The following is an 18,589-nucleotide window of genomic DNA, read 5'->3' as shown; positions in this document are numbered from 1 at the left end:
ATCTTATTAAAAACACTTAATCATAGAAGCCATGCCAATCGGACCAGTAACAGACGCTTATATTGACAGCATTATTAATGCAAACGACCCCTATAATCCAAACCTGAATAAAACCCAGGGTGTACAGCTGCGTGCATTGGTTAAGTTGCTCAGGGACAGATTTGAACAGCAGGCGGCGGGTCTGGTCAGCATGACATATGCCGACCTAAGCGCTTTAGTGAACGCCTCGGCATTGGCGCCCGGGCAGCTATATCTTTTAACTGACTATGCGACTGTTTTTCACCAGCCGGTGACCGATGAGATCGTAACCGGGGCGACCGAACCACTGGTCATCCAGGCGGCTACCGTTAACACATTCGGCACAGCGGCGGTGTCAGCGGTGAATCCCGCGGATATGATATCTTATGATTTCAGCAACAACGGGGTGGTCGTGACACCGGCTGTGGATGGCAATTATAACTTCGCAGTGAACGTGATCGACAACGTTGGGACCGGTGCCGACCAGGCCGGCATCTATGTGCTCGATGTCAACAACAACCCAGTTGCTTACACATCAATAGCCGATTCAACCGGCGCCGGTCCACAGCAAGGCAGTTTGAGTGTCCATTCGGCGCCCTATTCGATCGCTTTGGCCGGTACTTATACCGGCAGTGGTTTTAAAGTAAAGATCAACGGGACCGTTACAACAGTAACCGTATATGACCATTCCTCTTTTGATCAAACCGGCGATTATTCAGCAATCCCTCGTATTGCGTCTGCCATATCAGCGAACGGTTCAATACAAGCGTATAACTCCGGCAGCACCGCGCCTGGTGACCTGACTTTGCCGGATGATAGTGCAGGAATTCCGGCAACCACCCAGCGCCGGAATGGATGGATCACCTACAGAGAGGATGCAAAAGGAAATGCCACCTGGTTCGACTGGCGCAACGTTGTTTTTAGACGGTTTGCCGCAGATCTCACCGGAATTCCTGAATGGGTCCCAGGTGGTTCGTACGGACCGTATTCGTTACTGACCAGTAATGGCGACCTGTTTGGTGTGAATGCGACAGTATCGAATGATCCTAACGAAAGCCTCGATACAAGCCCGTCTTCGCCCTACGTGCTTCTGTTTAGCCAAGGCAGTTGCGTGCTGCCGAACCTGGCTAACCAGATCGGTCCGTTTGGTCAGCTATCGGCAGACACATCCACGTTCGTGGACCTGCCGCCAATCAATGGTACGGGAAACAAACAGCGCCTTGGTACCGGCACATATCCTGACAATCTGCCCAATGTGGTGCTGGCAAACGGTTCGACCGAATTGAACATAGGGGACAGTGCATCCGATCTTCATTTTGATAATTGCTCATTTTGCGTGTTTCCAGAAGGTGGCTCCGCCAGCATATTTTTGGCCGTGAGTTACCTGGAAACCAGGGGACAAACAACAGGTATATTCGGAAACAACAGCAGGAATGTCTTTATCAGCGCCCAGGCTGACAGCAACCTTGTTGTCCGGTCCCAAAATATTTCGCTGGCGGCGGCATCTTCCTTTAACCTGCTTTACAATAGTACACTCATAAACATTGCGGAGGGAAGTTCCGGAAATGTCATTCAAAATGGCCAGAACATTGTTATCGAAGGCGGCGGCAATTCCAACAGTATTTATGGGAACAATATTAAGTTGGGTTTAAATTGTTTGGGAAATGTTATAGGGGCGGGCAGTACCGATATTACCCTTCACGGCGGGAATAACTACAATACCATAGGTACGGGCGGCGCCGGGATTGAATTTGGCGTGGAGGCAGGCGGTTATATCGTTGGCAACGACGTGGCCAATTGCTATTTTGCGGACAGGGCAGGCGGCGTTGTACCCGACGGGTCGACGGCACTGGTTCCATGGCAAACACAGATCAGCGGTTTCAAACCGGGAAACTGGAGTGATGTGAGCTCAAAGTCGTCGAATATTGAGAACGAAACTTCGCCGATTCAATATAAGATCGATGGCATCGGGGAGGCGATGATCGTATATATTGGGGCGCAATTTACGATAAAGACATCATTCGGCGGGAACACGATTGCGCTTGGAGTAGTTGGCAACGGGGCCCGCCCTGTATCGCCTGTAAAGAAATATCTTACTATCCTGGACGGCGTTTCCGGCGGCCCTTTGGGCACCATCCTGGCGGTTGATACAGCCGGCAACTTAAGTATATCGTTGGTGCCAGAATCCTCGGGTAACCTGCCTAACGGGCCGGATACCGTTTACTTTATTGATCTGTTTTATAAGCCCACCGTTCCAATCTTTTATTATACTAAAACAGCCGGCTTCACTACCCAGGGCTGCAGCGCTCCAATGATTGGCACCCAGATACCCTATACCAAAATTTACCAGTCCTACATTAGTATTGCAGACGCACAGATTAACGTTGCGGTGGCTGATTCAGCAATGTTCAACAGCGATGGGCAGGCCAATGCCAACAGCCTGGGTTCCTGTATCTCATCGCCGGTAGTACACAACGTTACGTTCAGCGTATCAAACAGCCTGGTAAATTATTATCACGAGAGTACAGCTGCCGCCGTTAACGGTAATATTTATACCCATATTGCGGTTGTTATATTAGTCGATGGCCAGGGTAACGTTCAGGCAAATATACCTGTTCCCCCGGGTACATCGGAATGGCTGCAAACTGATGTGAATACCGGATGGAACGTGGGTATCGCGATTCAACAAACCATCCGAACCGTAAGTCCTAAATCGGTCAGCATCAATTCGGTTTCAACAGTCACCGGTATCACTGATCTGGGCATTATAGCCGGCGCGCTGAACGATAATTACCGCTGGCTTATGACGCCGCGCAATATAGGTACCGGAACTTCAATAGACATTACAATTTCGGACGATACCGACGCAGCGGTGCCGGTTTTGCTGAAAAATGAAATGGGAGATATCCCGTTCTTCCCTAAGCTCAATGCGGGGTTATATTCCAACTTTACACATAATATCGGCGAGGGCGATGAATCCCATCCATCAAATCCGAATAACTGGTTTACTGAGTTCAGGTGGGTACCAGATACCTGGACAACGCTGAGCATAAATGCAGGAGGAGAAAACTTCAGCCCGGTAGCCGGCTTATATGCGCGGCGATCAACGGGCGACGTTTTACTCAACGAGTACAACACCGGCCGGCCAGATCAATTGATGGAAGCCAACGATATCTTCGTTCTCAAGAAGAGCACCGGAGACCCGGCAAATCACCGGATCAAAGTGACGGATGACCGTGCAAATAACACTGATCCCATAGTGGTCGCGTTTTTTGGAGCAGGGCAGGCGTACGTAGTTATGCAGCCGGGGGATACTGCGTATGGTGCTGACAACGGTGATGCAAATATTGATGTGCTGATTTACACCCGTGATATCGCTTTGCAGACAGCCAACCGGTTAGATATCGTTGCAGTATTTGGGGGTACAACCCACCATTATGCCGATAACGGACAGCGCTTTTTGTTTTTAAGCACCGTCAGCAACGGAGGGGAGCGGGTGATCAGCATACAGGGCTGATAAAGAAAAGGTTAATAAACTTCGCTGGGCGACCGGTTTGTTTGCTTAATAACATAAATGCCGTGAATTATATTTCTTTTTAATCAATTTTTTAAATACCTTGCATGTAAAATATAAATGTCTCCTAAACCTAATTCCGGTGCTGGTTTGAACAGCCCGGGAGTTATTGCAAAGACAATGAAAAATCAATTTGTATGTTCTCAGTTCTACGCCCGAAATTGAATTTCGTGGCCAGTGATATATTGTTTGTTTAAAAACCGGAATAATAATACTTAAATCCTGATCGCAATGAAAATGATTAAAAATTATCTGACCCTGATGGTTATTTTAGCGGTGTCCTGCCGGGTCGCAGGACAGGCGCCCAGCGTCTCCTACACAAATGCAGTCCGGACCCTGATCCCCGGCGTGCCATTTTCTATCAGCCCTTCCAATAGTGGAGGAGCGGTGCCGGCAACGACTTATGGGAAAGTAACAACGTTTGCGGGAAGCCCGTCAGGCACATCCGGGTACTACAATGCCAGCGACACGACTGCCACGTTCAACTTTCCGCAACAAATGATAAAAGACGTGTCCGGGAACATGTATGTGGCAGATGCCAATAACAATGCGATCCGGAAAATTACTCCCGCCGGCGTGGTTACCACGTTTGCAGGTGACCTGACCGGTCTGTTAGGATTAGTTGATGGTACCGGGACAGCTGCACTGTTCAATTATCCCGACGGTATAGCGATAGACGGTTCAGGTAACTTATTTGTTTCTGACTATACCAACAATGCGATCCGGAAAATAACCCCGGGTGCTGTCGTGACTACCTTTTACATCAGTGCCGGCACTTTTGGCCCCGGAGGCTTATGTTTCGACAATTCAGGTAATCTGATCGTTACCGCACAGGATGCCAGCCAGATCATATCGATCTCCCCTTCGGGGGTTGCTACTGTCCTCGCGGGCAGTTCACCGGGCTACGTTAACGGATCAGTGGGATCCGCGCAATTCAATACACCTACCGACGTGCGCGTCGACGGATCCGGCAATATATACGTAGTTGACTTCGAAAACAATGCAATCCGCAAGATAACCCCGGCAGGAGCCGTAACCACGATTGCAGGCAGCGATGTAGACGGGAATACGCCGGGCTATGCAGACGGCGTGGGCACAGCTGCAGTATTTAATAACCCTACTGGGCTCGCCCTCGGCCCCGGCGGTGTGATCTATGTGGCAGATCTTTACGATAACGACATCCGGCGGATCATGCCCGACGGTACGGTAAGCCTGCTAGCGGGAAACGCCGCCCAGGTTCCAGGCGATAGTGACGGAACTGGTTCCGCTGCCGGTTTTAACCTGCCGGTTTATATTTACATTGATAATGCAGGAACCGCATACGTTGCTGAACTATTGGGCAGCCGTATACGAAAAGTTTCCCTGACAGGCTATACGTTAAAAGGCACGCTGCCAACCGGCCTGGCGTTTGACGCTTCTACCGGGACCATCAGTGGTACGCCTACCGGCTCCTTTACGGTTAAAACAGATACGCTTACCGCATGGAATGCGAGCGGGTTTTCTACCAGCACGATTACCTTTCGGGGGGTACCGCCGGTCATTTCCTACGACATGAGTACGGACACGATCGCCGTTGGCGTTCCCTTTTCGGTTAGTCCCATCAATACCGGGGGTGATGTGCCGGCCACAACTTATGCAACAGTGAGCACGACAGCAGGTAGTACATCAGCAACATCGGGCTATACAAACGCCACCGGTACTTCCGCGCTTTTCAGCGATCCTTCCGCCGCTGTTACCGACGCAGCAGGGATTATGTATATTGCCGATGCCGCCAACAATGCCATCCGTAAAATTGACCTTACCGGCGCGGTATCAACCTTTGCGGGTAGTTCATCAGGAATTTCGGGGTTTACAGATGGGCAGGGGACATCGGCCTCATTTAATGCTCCTTCGGGGATTACTTTAGATGTCACGGGAAATTTGTTGGTTTCGGATTATGGTAATAATGCAATACGCAAGATAACGCCCGACGGGACGGTGACGACGTTTTATCACAGCACAGGTACTTTCGGCCCGGCAGGGCTGACTATTGACGGCGCAGGCAATATCGTTGTAGCAGCAAAGGACGAAAACCAGATAGTTTCGATCACACCTTCCGCCGTGGCGACAACCTTGGCTGGCAGCACCTCGGGTTATACCAACGGAACAGGTACAGCGGCCCAGTTCAACAGCCCCACTGACGTGAAAATCGATGTCGCCGGTAACTTTTTTGTAGCTGACTATTTAAATAACGCAATTCGAGAGATCGATCCCACCGGCGTGGTTACCACCTTTGCCGGCAGTAACGTAAACGGCAATACCGGTGGCTACCAGGACAGCGTGGGGACGGTTGCAAGATTTAATAAACCCAAGGGCCTCGCCATTGCGCCAGGCGGCGTAATCTACGTAGCCGATTTTGCAAATAACGTGATCCGCCGGATACTGCCGGACGGTACCGTATCGCTCGCTGCCGGCAGCACCTCACAAACTGCGGGTAATAGCGATGGAATAGACTCGGCTGCAACTTTCAATGGCCCCAGCTCAGTTTATATCGATAACCTGGCAACAGGTTATGTCACTGAAGCAGGTGGAAACCGCGTAAGGAAAATCATCCTGACAGGCTATTCTCTTGCAGGAACGCTCCCATCCGGGCTGTCGCTTGACGCCACTACCGGTGTTATCAGCGGGACGGCTACAGCTTTAGTTCAGCCGGTAAAGTTTTCGGTTATAGCATTCAACACTGCCGGCATTTCTTTGGCATTGCCGCCGGCAGGCGCCACCAATGACTGGACCGGAGGCGTATCCACTTTATGGAATGTTGCCGGAAACTGGTCAGCTGGAGTTCCAACACCGGCGCAGACCGCAAGGATAGGTGTGGCAGTTGCCTATTTGAGTACCAGACAGCCTACGGTGAATATAGCCGCCCCTACCGTCGCCACCCTTGCATTTGGGGCATTGGCACCTGCCGGCAAACCGGTTTTGACAATCAGTTCGGGCAATACCCTGACCGCAACCAACGGGTTTACGATAGCTGCGAGTACCGGGGTGACCGTTAATGGCCCCGGAAAGTTAACGTTGGGAAGTAATTCGCAGATAACGGCCGCTTCGCAATCATTTGCCGCACGTTCTAATTTAACCATTACCTTGAATGCCACCAGTTTCATTACGAATACCAGCGGAGGGACGTTTACGCTCGGTTCCGATGCCAATGGATCTGCCTCAATCGCCGCGATCCCCGCAACTTCCGGCATCAACGGGCCGGTGTCGGTAGAGCGGTTTATTTCCGGAGGAGTCGGTTTCAGGGGCTACCGGGACCTAACCTCACCCGTATTTACTAATGTTACTACAAACGGTAATGTTTACAGCATTAATTATGTGAATGCCAACCCCAACGGAACCTACACCACCGGTGGCGCCGGTGGCGGATTTGATGTGACCGGTAATCCGACATTGTACCTGTTCAGGGAGGACGTCCCAGTCTGCAATTCCACTTTCACCTGCGGTAACTGGCAGGGGATCGCTAATATTACTGCGCCGCCACAGTACACGATGGATCCTACCGGGGCCATTGTCAATATCCCTGTTGGCATAAGCTACCTGTGTTTTTTCCGGGGGCAAAAACCGAATACGGCGATCCTGGATGGAAGCCCGTTTGTAAGCGGGACGAAGCCAGAACCGGCAACTTTTGTTGCAACAGGTACTTTAAACCGCGGACCGATTACCGTGAAAGATTGGTTCAGCCCGGCAACAACGAGCTTAAGTTACAGCGTCATCACCGGCAATTCCACAATCAGGGGTGAACATTTCGTCGGAAACCCCTATGCATGTACAATAGATCTAAGTACCTATAGTACTTCCGTAAGCACTAGCGGTATTTATGCACCTAATACAAGTACTACTGTAATCGAAAACGATGCTATCAGCAGCAGCTACGGAAACTGGAATACCGCACTGGGTATAGGCACAAATACTGCGGGCCAATACATCCAGAGCGGGGCAGGTTTTTTTGTTACGGCATCAAGCGGCTCCGCCTCCGTAACATTTAATGAAAATGCGAAAATACCCTCCCAGCAGGTTACCATTGCATCCGGTTTTGGCGTACCGATGGATGCCTTTCCTGCGGCTAATGTAAACAGGCAATATTTACGCCTGGAAATGAATGCGGATACCCAGCATCATGAAGATATTTTGATTTGGTTTGATGATTCCAGGAAAGTTGGTTTTGAGCCGGCGCAGGACGGGCTATATATGCGGGGCTATAACACTGTTAGCCTTTCCAGTTCATCCAGTGACAATGTGCCGTTGGGCATTAACATGCAACCCCTACCCGTCAACGAACGACGGATCATTGGATTGAATGTAGATGCGGCAAATAGCGGCGCTTATCATTTTAATTTAAAAGAAGTTGTTGGATTGCCAAAATTATATGATGTGTGGCTTTTGGATACTTATAAAAAGGATTCGGTGAACCTGCGGACCGCAGCAACCCGTGATTTTGTAATCAATAAAGCAGATTCAGCAAGCTTTGGGAGCAAACGTTTTAGCTTGGTGATCAAACAAAACCCGTCAAATGCATACCGCTTGCTTGATTTTACAGCAAATAAGATTTCGCAGGCCGTACGGCAGGTGCGGGTCGCCTGGAAAACGGTGAATGAAGAAAACGATACATATTTCACCGTGGAACGGAGCACCGACGGCGGGCAAACGTTTGCCGCGCTTGGATCATTAAACTCAAGCGGGCAAGGCGAATACGACTTCGTCGATAATACTCCGGTTATCGGGCAGAATTTATACAGGTTGAAACAAGCAGACTTGAACAATGTAACAGGTTATTCAAAAAGTGTATTGGTAAAGTACGATAACCTTTCTGATCAGACAAATGGGGCAAAGCTCATTATTTACCCTAACCCGGTAAAAGGCGAAATTAGCCTGGCTATAAAACCCGCAACTAGTGAACAGGCGGTTTATAAAGTAAGCTTTAGCAACGCGATGGGCGCCATGTTAAAACAGTTTACCTTATCACAAACAACCTGGCAGGGGAACGTGAGTGAATTACTGCCGGGAACTTATATGGTACGGATAGTCGATAACAAAACCAAAGGCCTGGTGGCAGAAGGTAAATTTGTGAAACTTTAGATATGCGCAGTTTGGCCCCGCCATGTCCTGCCGCTTATTTTGCAGGCCTGTGATGGCCAGGTCGCCGCGCCGGGACAGACTTTTAACTTTACGGATTAAATATAAACCTTATATTTAATCCGTTTCTTCTTTGTAAATTACTTGAACAACAAAAGCAACTTTAATAATGCATGCAGTAAGGCTAATATTAAATATAGCCTGCGTTACTTATTATTGCCCGCTCTTTTTATCCTGGCCCATTGTTATTGCAACGCACAATCATTCAAACCCAATTGGGTAAATGATTTGCGGGGTGCATCCGTATACTGCGTGGTGACTGATTTGACTGTAGACAAACAAAATAATGTTTACGTTACCGGCTGGTTCCAGGGGACATATGATTTCGACCCTTCCGCCGGTGTTAAAAATTTAACTTCTGTTGGCCAATACGATACTTTCATCGCCAAATATAAACAGGATGGGACATTGGTGTGGGTGAAATCCATTGGGGGCTCGGGTGTAGACCAACCCAATAGCATTGCAATAGACAAGAATGGAAATATTTCGATTACGGGTAGTTCTTATTCTGCAACATTAGATGCTGATCCGGGACCCGGCGTTTATATGCTCACCAAACCCTCTGAAGACCCGCAGACTTCATTCGGGTTCCTTATTCACCTGGGGAACAACGGTGAATTTTTATGGGCGCAATCAGGTGTGGAAAGGTTTGCAAGGGCTGCTTCAGATAGCCAGGGCAATGTCATTGCGACATCTTTTTTCAACTCGCCAGTTACCATAGGCGATTCGACTTATACTCCGTCACCGGTTGGTTATAGCAGCTTGATCGTAAAATATGGCCCCGGCGGGAACGTGCTGTGGGATATAAGTCTTACTGCCCGGAACGGAGTGACCCTTATTCTTGATGGCAAGGTGGATAAGCTGGATAACATTATTATAACCGGTGATTTCACCGATGAAGTTAATTTTAATCCATTAGGCGTCTCACATAGTTTAGTTCCTGATAATGCCAATGCGGAATTCGTGGCCAAGTATACACCGTCCGGTGTCCTGATTTGGGTTAACGGTATAAACCAGGTATCAGCCATTAATGTCGGAAGCACGTCGATCGGGGTTGACCAGCAAAACAACATTTATTTCAACGCCCCCTTCTATAATCTGATCGTCTTTGGTACGGATACACTGAAAGCTAATGGCATTGATGATAATATTTGTATCGCAAAATATTCGCCTGCAGGCGTATTGCAATTTGCCAAATCAATAGGGGGGACCGATTATATCGACTACGGCAGTAAGTTCGCCTTCGATAAAAATAATAATATTTATTTGTCGGGGTATTTTAAAGGCACTGTCAACTTTAATACCAATGCAAGCAACGCCAAAAACGTTTCGTCCCACGGGCCACTGGATTTTTACTTAGCCGAGTATGACCCAAACGGTAATTATGTTTACGCTTTTAGCGGCGGAAGCACCGGTTGCCAATCATATAGCCAGGCCATAGCGGTAGATTCAGATAACAATGTAAACATTGGCGGGGCCTTTTGTTCTGCCGTCAATTTCGACCCCAGCGGCTGTTCGCCACAAAGCCTGACTGCTGCCAGCGGTTCAGATGGTTTCATCGCCCAGTATGCGTCTACCGCTATTGCCAATAATGTAATTACCGCACCACGGGTAACCAGCTTTTGCGGAAGCGGTACACCGGCAACAATAACGGGCAGCACGCCTACAGGCGGTGCCGGCGTTTTTACTTATCAATGGCAAAATTCGGCCGACAGTTTAAATTACAGCGACATACCGGGAGCCAACTCGATAAGCTATACGCCGCCGGTACTTAACGCAAGTACTTTTTACCGGCGCATTGTTTCAAACTGTTCGCTGTCCTTAACCAGCAACGTGGTGGCCGTGTATGTCGGCCCCCCTCCTACTGCGCCACAGGTGGCAGGGGATACTATTTGTGCGGGGGCAACAATAACCCTTGCTGTCACATCGCCTCAGCCCGGTTTAACCTATAAATGGTATGACGCCGCCGCGGGGGGGACTTTATTATTAACGGGCCTAAGTTTTACCACACCGGCATTAAGCACCAGCAATACGTATTTTGCGGAAGCCGATAATGGCGGATGTAATTCAGTGCGCACGGCTGTAACCGTCGCGATTTTACAGCCTTTTGCCGCGCCGGTGGTAATTGTTGGCCCCGTAACCGCCACAAGCATAACATTTGAATGGACAGCCGTTCCCGGTGCAACGGGCTACCAGGTCAGTATTGACAGTGGTAAAACTTTTTCAGCCCCCAGCTCCGGGGCAAATGGATTAACAACGACCATTTCAGGGCTGCAACCAGGCAACAGCATTACCATGATTGTACAAGCAACTGGCAATCAGCCTTGTCAGTTAAGCGCCGCTTCGGCAGCTGTTACCGCCGCCGTCCCGAATAGCAAACTAATTTATGTGCCAAATGCTTTTACGCCCGATCGGGGCGGAGAAAATGATATCGCGCACGTGCATAGCGAAGGTATTCAGAGCATGATCTTTTCTATTTATGATCAATGGGGCGAATTAGTCTTTACCTCAACGAATTTGAAAAATGGATGGGACGGAACCTACAAAGGACGCAAAGAACCTGCAGGGGCATACCTCTATTATGTGCATGCCACGATGATAGACGGCAAACAACTAACAAAAAAAGGAACGATTACACTGATACGGTGAAGAAGCGAAAAATATTAATAGCAGCCTTATTATTTTGCATGGTAACCAGCCGTGTGACAGCGCAGATCGATCCGCATTTTTCGCAGATCAATGCTTACCCGCTTTGGCTTAACCCGGCCTTAACCGGCGCGTTCGACGGCGACGTGCGCTTCACAGCCAATTTTAAAGAACAATGGACGGGTATTACTAACGGCTATCAAACCGGCGCAGTGTCTGCTGATTATAAGGCAACCGACAAGGTTAGCCTGGGACTTAACCTTATCAACCAGGTAGCGGGATCAGCCAATTTCAATTATTTTGCTATGTATGGTACCTTCGCGTACGGAATACCGATTTCGGCTGACGGGACAAAAAAACTGCATTTTGGCCTGCAGGTGGGTTTTATCGACCGCAGTTTTAATCTTAGCCTGCTGCAATTTGATAACCAGTATAACCCGCTGATCGGTTTCGACCCCAACATAGCAAGTGGCGTGACCTTTTCAAACAGCGAAGCTTTTATATTTGATTCAGGTGCGGGGATCTATTATGACGACACTAATGCAGACAATACGTTAAAACTATTCGGTGGGGCCAGTATCTACCACATCAATGGCGCTCCCGACCCTTTTGCGGCCCCCGGCAGCAAAGCGGTGCTGCCTGTTCGCTTCAATGTGCATGGCGGCTTAAAAATAGCAGCATCGGAAGCCCTCGATATTACCCCCAATATTATCTATATCCGGCAGCAGCAAAACCAGATCAGGGCTATTGATATTTATGCAGCGCTTAAATCAAACGACGGCAATAGCTTAAACTTTGGCGCAATGTACCGGCTCGGCGATGCTGTGGTTGCGGAGTTTGGCTTTCATATAAAAAGTACGGTAGTTGGGATCAGCTATGATATTAATACCTCTGCTTTGAATACCGCAACCAACGGACATGGCGGTCTCGAATTATCGCTGCACTATATCTTCGGCAGTCATTTTGCCAATCCGTCCAATTCTTCCCCAGGTTTTTGAATGTCATAGTTAAAAAAAAGGAAGACCGTGGAAAGTTCCAGGTCTAAGTAAAAACCTATGGTCCGCCGGGCCGGGCACGAATGTTAGCGCCAGCCTAAGCTTTTGTTGGTACCTTTTAATTCAGCAAGCAATTGCTTCCTGACGATTGCGATATCGCGCTCCAGTCTTTTATATATTTCTTCGCAATGGTTGCACATGTCAGACACGACGACAGCATAGCGCTTGAATAATTGTTCTTTTTCATGACCTTCCGTTTTCCGGATACGCCCGGCAAGATCCAGGTAGTTGAGGTATAGCTCATGCGACCGTTCGTTGGAATGCGCTACTTCTTCATTGGTGAATGAAATGTCAAAATTCAGGCTGATCAGGTTAAACTTCCAGTTGTCGGCATTCAGTTTATCCATATAGGAATTGAACTAAGCAGTCTCCCTGTACGGGAACTCAAGGCTTTTCGTTGTTCGCGATTCATTGCCGTCTTTCCAGAAACCAATGTTTTTCCGGATATCGGCCATTTTTTCAACAGGTATAAAAACGAAATTTTCGCCTATCTCCATTTTTTATTTCGTAGTTGTGTACTTACCTCAAAGCTTTGCTTCCGCTTATCGGTAAAATAAGTATTTGCAAAAGTGATTAGCTGGGTGAATGTCCCAATAGTTCATGTGTTACCGAAATTTCGTTCCCGCACGCCTGCCGCAGCCTTACTAAACAGTAATGAGCATTAAATACTATTCGTTAATAAATACTTTTGATGAACCAGTTCAACAACCGATACAAAGTGTTTTGTAACCCGGTATAATGTCTCCAGTGATTTTGTATCCGGTTCAAAAGTATCCTTATACCTCACATTTACATATGCATGCTTTAACAGGTCGAACAACTGAACGCTTTCAGCATCTTCCAAATTAAAAACGGCAGCCAGGTCATCGGTAAACATTTGCGTAATGTCTAATAGCTTGGACAGGTTGTGGTTATTAACACGGTATCCCAATACCGAACGGATTACTGCTATCAGCAAACTCTCAACGCATTGTTGCAAGGAAAAAAGCGCGGCACCATAAGCCCCGGTCTTCAAATAGTATTCGGCACCGGACAAAAAGTCTTTACCCTGGCTGTACCACCTGTCCCATAATTTCATATCAGGCAAACCCGCAGGGCTACAGCCCAACGGCTTGCGGGCCGGCAATACCAGGCCGCCTGACAAATATATAACCGGGCAGTGTAGGGCACGATTAAAAAAGGGATTATCGTTTGCTATCCCGTTCTGGAATGACGATGAATGGTGTACCAGCGCGACCAACTTGGCTATTTCCCGGCAGCTTTCTTCAATGGTGCTGCCAAGGCCTTTTGCCTGCCGTTGTTCCTCATCGGAGGTAATTACTAATAAAAACAAGGTGCCATTGTCATTAGCTTCCAAAAAGAAGACCGCCTGAACAGAAGTGACCTTCCTTATGATAATGCCGACCAGCTTCGACATTTGGTCTTTAAAACTTGGTGCTATGATATTATTTAAGCGGTATATGGAAACAGTATCCACGACTGATATATTGCTGAGCGGGTCTGTAGCCGAACCGGGCTCGGTTTACACTTTTAGCCACGGCTTTTCTGTAGAACGCTGAAAAATCAGCCATGCGGCGCAATATAGTTTTTGAAGGTTTTCATACACCGTAATAAAGCTGCCTGTTTGGATAAATTCAGCTGCCGGAGATGAGGACAAGCCGTATTCCAGCCATTCGTAAAGCATAGAAATATATTGATGATGGTCATAGTCCCGGAAGAAATCTTCGATAACCAGCAAAGGGCTCAATAACTCCGCGTCACTTAATAATACTGGGAAATCCCTCCAGTTTTTTTGCTCTTCCTCCAGTTGAACCTTTGTAGCCAGCACTTCGGCTGCGATACCCTTTTCATAATAGCTATGCATCGCTTCTATCAAGCAAATATTCAGTTCGTGGAAGTATAACAACCCCGAAGGACTGCCTTTAGCGTCTTTATAATAATCACCCGCCAAAACATACTGTCGCCATTTTTTCAGGCGCTCCAGGTGACCGGGAAGCCAGTCATCGCTAAAAAAATTATTCAATATCATTAAAGGATCATTAATCTTGTGAAGCCTGATATGAACCGAAAATAAATTTCTATCGTTAAATTGTTCGTTCTGCATATCCATCGGTTTAAGCTTGCCACAATTAGCAAGGCCAAACAAAATAAAAGCAGGTGAAACGCGTCCCGAACCAAAAGCAGTTGTATTTTACAAAGTTTACGTTGTTTTGTACCTTTACATTTAAATAATACATTTGAACTATGGCAGAGACCTTACACATCGGACGAAAAATCAGTAGAATACGAGAATTGCGTGGAATGAAGCAAGAAACGTTGGCGGCTGAACTTGGTATTAGTCAGCAAGCTGTATCGAAGATTGAACAAAGTGCAGAAGTTGAGGGAAGCGCATTGGAAAAAATTGCTTCCGTTTTAGGGGTTTCATCTGAAGCCATAAAAAATTACAGCGATGAAGCTGTAATTTATAATATCCAAAATAATTACGAAGGTTCAAATAATCATGGCCCTAATATCGGCCATCAATTTAATTTTAATCCCATAGAAAAACTTGTCGAACTATTTGAAGAAAATAAAACACTGTATGAGCGCCTGCTGCAAAGCGAACGTGAAAAAGTTGAATTACTAAAACATAACAAGTAAATAGACCATCACTATCTAAATAATACCGGAGGAATGCGCAAGCATTCCTTTTTTGTTTTAAGGAATTGGATAAAAAATAAACACCCCCTCACTCTCGCAGCCTGGGGGTGTTAACCTAAACCTTATCACAATAGGCCCTAAGAATCGGGCCATTTGAACCGCAAGAATAACGATAAAATGTAAAAAATGAAAATCGCTTATCGGCCAAGGCCCCGTTGTCGCCTCTTTTTGGCGTCATCCTCATCATCGCTCAGCTGGAAATCAATATCAAAAGGGTTATAATGCTTAGTATAAGCGGGGTTATAATCCAGCCAATCAGCATCCTCACTTGCTTCCAATGTTCTTTCTCTATCGCCTGTGTCCTGGCTTCCATCTGATTCACCTGCTGCATGATTGCTGTTAATTGCTGCGTTTGCTTCTCCGAATTCAGGTAAATCTTTTGCAATGTCTGCACGAACCAGGCCATTTCCTCCTCCGCGCTGTTCGCTTGCTGTCTGCTGGCCATATTTTGCTCTTGTTCTATCGTTTGCTTCGCTAATTGCTTTGCTGTCTCTACTTTGCTCATAATCGATTATTTTGATAAGTTCGGCCCACTTATACCTGTTACCCAATGCCTGACCTTTGATTTTGAATCCCTCATGAAAATAGGTAATACCCGTTATCCTTCCGGTCGACGCCTGGTTAAAAAGAAAATTAATCCCGGCCATTTCGCCTTTCCGGATCAGTTCCTGTAAGTTGAGCGCAGGCCCGCCGAGCAGTTGTTTCATTTTTTCCTGCAAGATCATTTTCGCCGAAGCGCTGCCTGTCCTTAAAACCATTTCCAGCTCATCTTTGACGGGTGCCCGTTCCTGGGCTTTGTTGCTTGGGTCGACCTTTACCAGGTGGTGCCGGTGCTCCAGCTTGCGTAGTATTTCTTCACTTCTTTTATAATTATTACTGTCTGACACTACTGAGCCGTCAAAGCAGATTCTGTTTACCAGCAGGTGGATGTGCGGATGGTCGGCGTCATAATGTCTGAAGATGAGGTATTGGTTATTGGTGTACCCGCTTTCACTCAAATACTCATGTGCAATTTCCAGAAGCTGCCTGTTATTCAGTTTATCCTCATTTGAGAAATTCAGACTGGTATGGTAGACGTACCGGTTAAGGTTCGGCCTTAAACTTCGCACCATCTGCAGCTCTTGCCGGATCATCCGGGAATCAAGGGCGGCAAAGTTGGTGTCCAATAATTCGGCGCGCTGCTTCGGGTCGGGATGGCGCAATTTTTTCAGGTTATAATTCAGCGCCCCCAAAAAGCTTTTACCGATCTTCTGTATGGCTATCATAACTGATCAATAGCGTAATGACCTCCTGCTGTTGTTGCCATAACCGCACCAACTGGTTTTCAAGTCTTTGATGCATTATGCCAGCATTGGCCAGTCGGATCATCTGGTTAAGGTTTACCCCGATCTTTTTCAATTCGAGATAGGTGTCCAGGTCAACCCGGGCCAGCCTTGGTTTGGGAAATTTGCCTTTCAATACTTTTTGCCGGACCAGTGCTGATGGTGTAATCCCGCAAGCTGCGGCTGCATTTTCAATCGCCCGCTGTTCTTCGCCGGTAAGGCGTATGGTAAAGTTTACCGACCTGGCGACTTCCTTGCTAATACGTGGCCTTGCCATCGTTGCAAAAGTTGTTCAATAGTAACAAACCCTCTTGAAACAAGTATTTTTGGAACAAGTTCGTTTGGAACAAGCTCTTTTGAAACAAGTCTTTTTGGAACAAGTTCGTTTGGAACAAGCTCTTTTGGAACAAGTTCTCTCGTATCCAGTTCTGTTGGAACAAGCTGTTACGAAGCCGTCGATACTTGTAAGCTAAAAAGTGACCAAATCCCGTCATTTCGCGCTTTTCCTTCCTTCCATCATTTTAACAATATCCTCATATTTATAATAGAGGATGCCGCCAATCTTGGTAAATCCGAGTGTGCCGTTTACACGCAGGTTTTGCAAGGTGCCGGGAGAAATTCTGAGCATGTGTTTAACCTGGTAGCTTTTCAGCCATTTCTTTGGTTCTTCGGTAGATTTCCCCAAGAATGTCTTTAAATCATTTAACAGTTTTTCCCGGAACTCGTCGAGGTCTTCTTTGGTGATAATTTGTGCTGCCATAAATTGTACTTCATAAATTGTGAAGCAAAACAAGGCAGATTGGAACTGTTTTTATCAGGAGTACTTCGGTACTACTGAAAGATTTATTTCATAGAAGAACATATCAAGTTTATTTATACTTTAATTTGATATGCTGAACAGAGTGAAGTATATCGGGTCCGGGTATCCTGGCAAGCCGTTTTCGCAGGGCGAAAACATGGCTTGCTCCTTACTGCGATTGATAACGTTCTGCACTTAGCCATTGATTTTTAATTGGCTATTACCTGTAATTCGTTAGGTGGGTATGTGTTTTTATTTATTGAAGCGAAAGCTGGTTCGCTGAGAACTTATAAACCATGAACTCGTTCGCAATGAACTTATTCGATGTGAACTTATCCGGTGTGAACTGGTGTGAACAGCACCAGTTCTCCAAATGGGGAATACCTACGAGGCAATTAGTCGTTGGAAAATACACTGAAATTACAGCACCTGAACTATTAGAGGGCATAGTTGAGATTGATGAAACCTACGTTGGGGGGTCACAATCAAACAAGCATGCAAGTAAAAGAACTGTAAAGGGTGGTGCGGGTGGTAAAGCTATGGTACTAGGAGCGGTTGAAAGAGGCGGGAACGTTAAAACCAGGGTTATAGCTAAAATCGATGCCGACAACGTTCTCCCTACCATAAAAGAATTTGTTGCACCAGTTACCATTATGGTTACAGACGAGCATAATGCTTACAATAAACTTCACTTAGACTTTACCCATACTGGCAGACCGTTCAAAAATAGACTTGTCTAACCTATCGTTTTTGGAACGGGGACAGCGCAACTGCGATGTATTGAGTTTGAAAAGCATTGCCGATGTTTAGAGGTTGATGTTAAAGATTTTTTATAGATTTGTATAAAACAGGAAAGGCTATCTATAAAAGATAGCCTTTTTTAACCGCCCGCGAAGCGAAACCTGTATTAATAATTGTGGTTACGGGCACTTTTGTAAATTAGTTAATGATACTAATTACACGATTGCTACTCTAATGTGGTTTATATTACTATCTGAACCACTCTTATTAATGCTACTGGGACAAGATTCGAACTTGCATCTAACGTTTAGTTTACGTTGCTCTTTCCAATTAAGCTACCCAGTTATTGGCTCGACACCAATGTTATTAAAGACGGCTTGCCCGTCTTTTTTTATTATCCGTAAGTAATATTTCTTTCATTTCACTTGTGTTAAATGAACAAAATTTATTAAAAAGTATTGACAATTTTGTTAATACAATTAACTTTGTTGCCAATAAAAAGGTCGGTACGTAGCAATCTGCTACTTTACTAATGTTCGCAAAACTCTGTAAACGCCACTTT

Annotated in this window: 13 protein-coding genes; 6 read left to right on the top strand and 7 right to left on the bottom strand. The window is 46.7% G+C overall.

Features of this window, described 5'->3' with window-relative positions; translation table 11 throughout:
• Positions 1-31 precede the first annotated feature (31 nt).
• From Q0R52_RS28155 to Q0R52_RS28140, 4 genes are all read left to right on the top strand, one after another.
• Entirely contained in the window at positions 32-3,535 is a 3,504-nt protein-coding gene (locus tag Q0R52_RS28155) for a hypothetical protein (RefSeq protein WP_295801705.1), read from the top strand.
• 288 nt (positions 3,536-3,823) lie between these two features.
• Positions 3,824-8,707, top strand: a complete 4,884-nt coding sequence (locus Q0R52_RS28150; protein WP_295801703.1) for a putative Ig domain-containing protein — start codon at positions 3,824-3,826, stop codon at positions 8,705-8,707.
• Positions 8,708-8,848: 141 nt separating this feature from the next.
• A complete protein-coding gene (locus Q0R52_RS28145) occupies positions 8,849-11,413 on the top strand; it encodes a gliding motility-associated C-terminal domain-containing protein (protein ID WP_295801701.1) in 2,565 nt (854 codons plus the stop codon).
• Positions 11,410-12,408, top strand: a complete 999-nt coding sequence (locus Q0R52_RS28140; protein ID WP_295801699.1) for a PorP/SprF family type IX secretion system membrane protein — start codon at positions 11,410-11,412, stop codon at positions 12,406-12,408. Before Q0R52_RS28145 ends, Q0R52_RS28140 begins: the two co-directional genes overlap by 4 nt.
• Positions 12,409-12,491: 83 nt before the next feature.
• Here Q0R52_RS28140 and Q0R52_RS28135 read toward each other — a convergent pair whose 3' ends face one another.
• The 4 genes from Q0R52_RS28135 to Q0R52_RS28120 all read right to left on the bottom strand — a co-directional run bounded on the left by Q0R52_RS28135 (position 12,492) and on the right by Q0R52_RS28120 (position 14,569).
• Complete coding sequence (locus tag Q0R52_RS28135; RefSeq protein ID WP_295801697.1) at positions 12,492-12,812, bottom strand: hypothetical protein; 321 nt, start codon at positions 12,810-12,812, stop codon at positions 12,492-12,494.
• A 12-nt stretch (positions 12,813-12,824) separates the two neighbouring features.
• Positions 12,825-12,962, bottom strand: a complete 138-nt coding sequence (locus Q0R52_RS28130; protein ID WP_295801695.1) for a hypothetical protein — start codon at positions 12,960-12,962, stop codon at positions 12,825-12,827.
• Between the two features lie 164 nt (positions 12,963-13,126).
• Positions 13,127-13,882 (bottom strand): HEPN domain-containing protein, encoded by a 756-nt coding sequence (locus Q0R52_RS28125; protein ID WP_295801693.1) that lies wholly within the window; start codon positions 13,880-13,882, stop codon positions 13,127-13,129.
• A gap of 105 nt (positions 13,883-13,987) precedes the next feature.
• Positions 13,988-14,569: a hypothetical protein gene (locus Q0R52_RS28120; protein WP_295801691.1), complete on the bottom strand. Its 582-nt coding sequence runs from the start codon at positions 14,567-14,569 to the stop codon at positions 13,988-13,990.
• 140 nt (positions 14,570-14,709) lie between these two features.
• On the opposite strand from Q0R52_RS28120, the gene Q0R52_RS28115 reads away from it, so the two are divergent.
• Positions 14,710-15,105, top strand: a complete 396-nt coding sequence (locus Q0R52_RS28115) for a helix-turn-helix transcriptional regulator (protein WP_295801689.1) — start codon at positions 14,710-14,712, stop codon at positions 15,103-15,105.
• Between the two features lie 197 nt (positions 15,106-15,302).
• On the opposite strand, the gene Q0R52_RS28110 is transcribed toward Q0R52_RS28115, so the two are convergent.
• From Q0R52_RS28110 to Q0R52_RS28100, 3 genes are all read right to left on the bottom strand, one after another.
• On the bottom strand, positions 15,303-16,430 hold the full coding sequence (locus tag Q0R52_RS28110; protein ID WP_295801687.1) for a relaxase/mobilization nuclease domain-containing protein: 1,128 nt from the start codon (positions 16,428-16,430) through the stop codon (positions 15,303-15,305).
• Entirely contained in the window at positions 16,405-16,764 is a 360-nt protein-coding gene (gene mobC / locus Q0R52_RS28105) for a plasmid mobilization relaxosome protein MobC (protein WP_295801685.1), read from the bottom strand. The genes Q0R52_RS28110 and mobC overlap by 26 nt, the downstream gene beginning before the upstream one ends.
• Positions 16,765-16,977: 213 nt before the next feature.
• Positions 16,978-17,247, bottom strand: coding sequence for a helix-turn-helix domain-containing protein (locus tag Q0R52_RS28100; RefSeq protein WP_295801683.1), 270 nt, complete (start codon positions 17,245-17,247; stop codon positions 16,978-16,980).
• Between the two features lie 350 nt (positions 17,248-17,597).
• Here Q0R52_RS28100 and Q0R52_RS28095 point away from each other — a divergent pair, with 350 nt between their 5' ends.
• Complete coding sequence (locus Q0R52_RS28095) at positions 17,598-18,026, top strand: transposase (protein WP_295801681.1); 429 nt, start codon at positions 17,598-17,600, stop codon at positions 18,024-18,026.
• Positions 18,027-18,589: the final 563 nt, after the last annotated feature.

The organism is Mucilaginibacter sp., from assembly GCF_025359345.1.
Classification (GTDB): domain Bacteria; phylum Bacteroidota; class Bacteroidia; order Sphingobacteriales; family Sphingobacteriaceae; genus Mucilaginibacter.
This window is presented reverse-complemented; position numbering and strand designations above follow the sequence as displayed.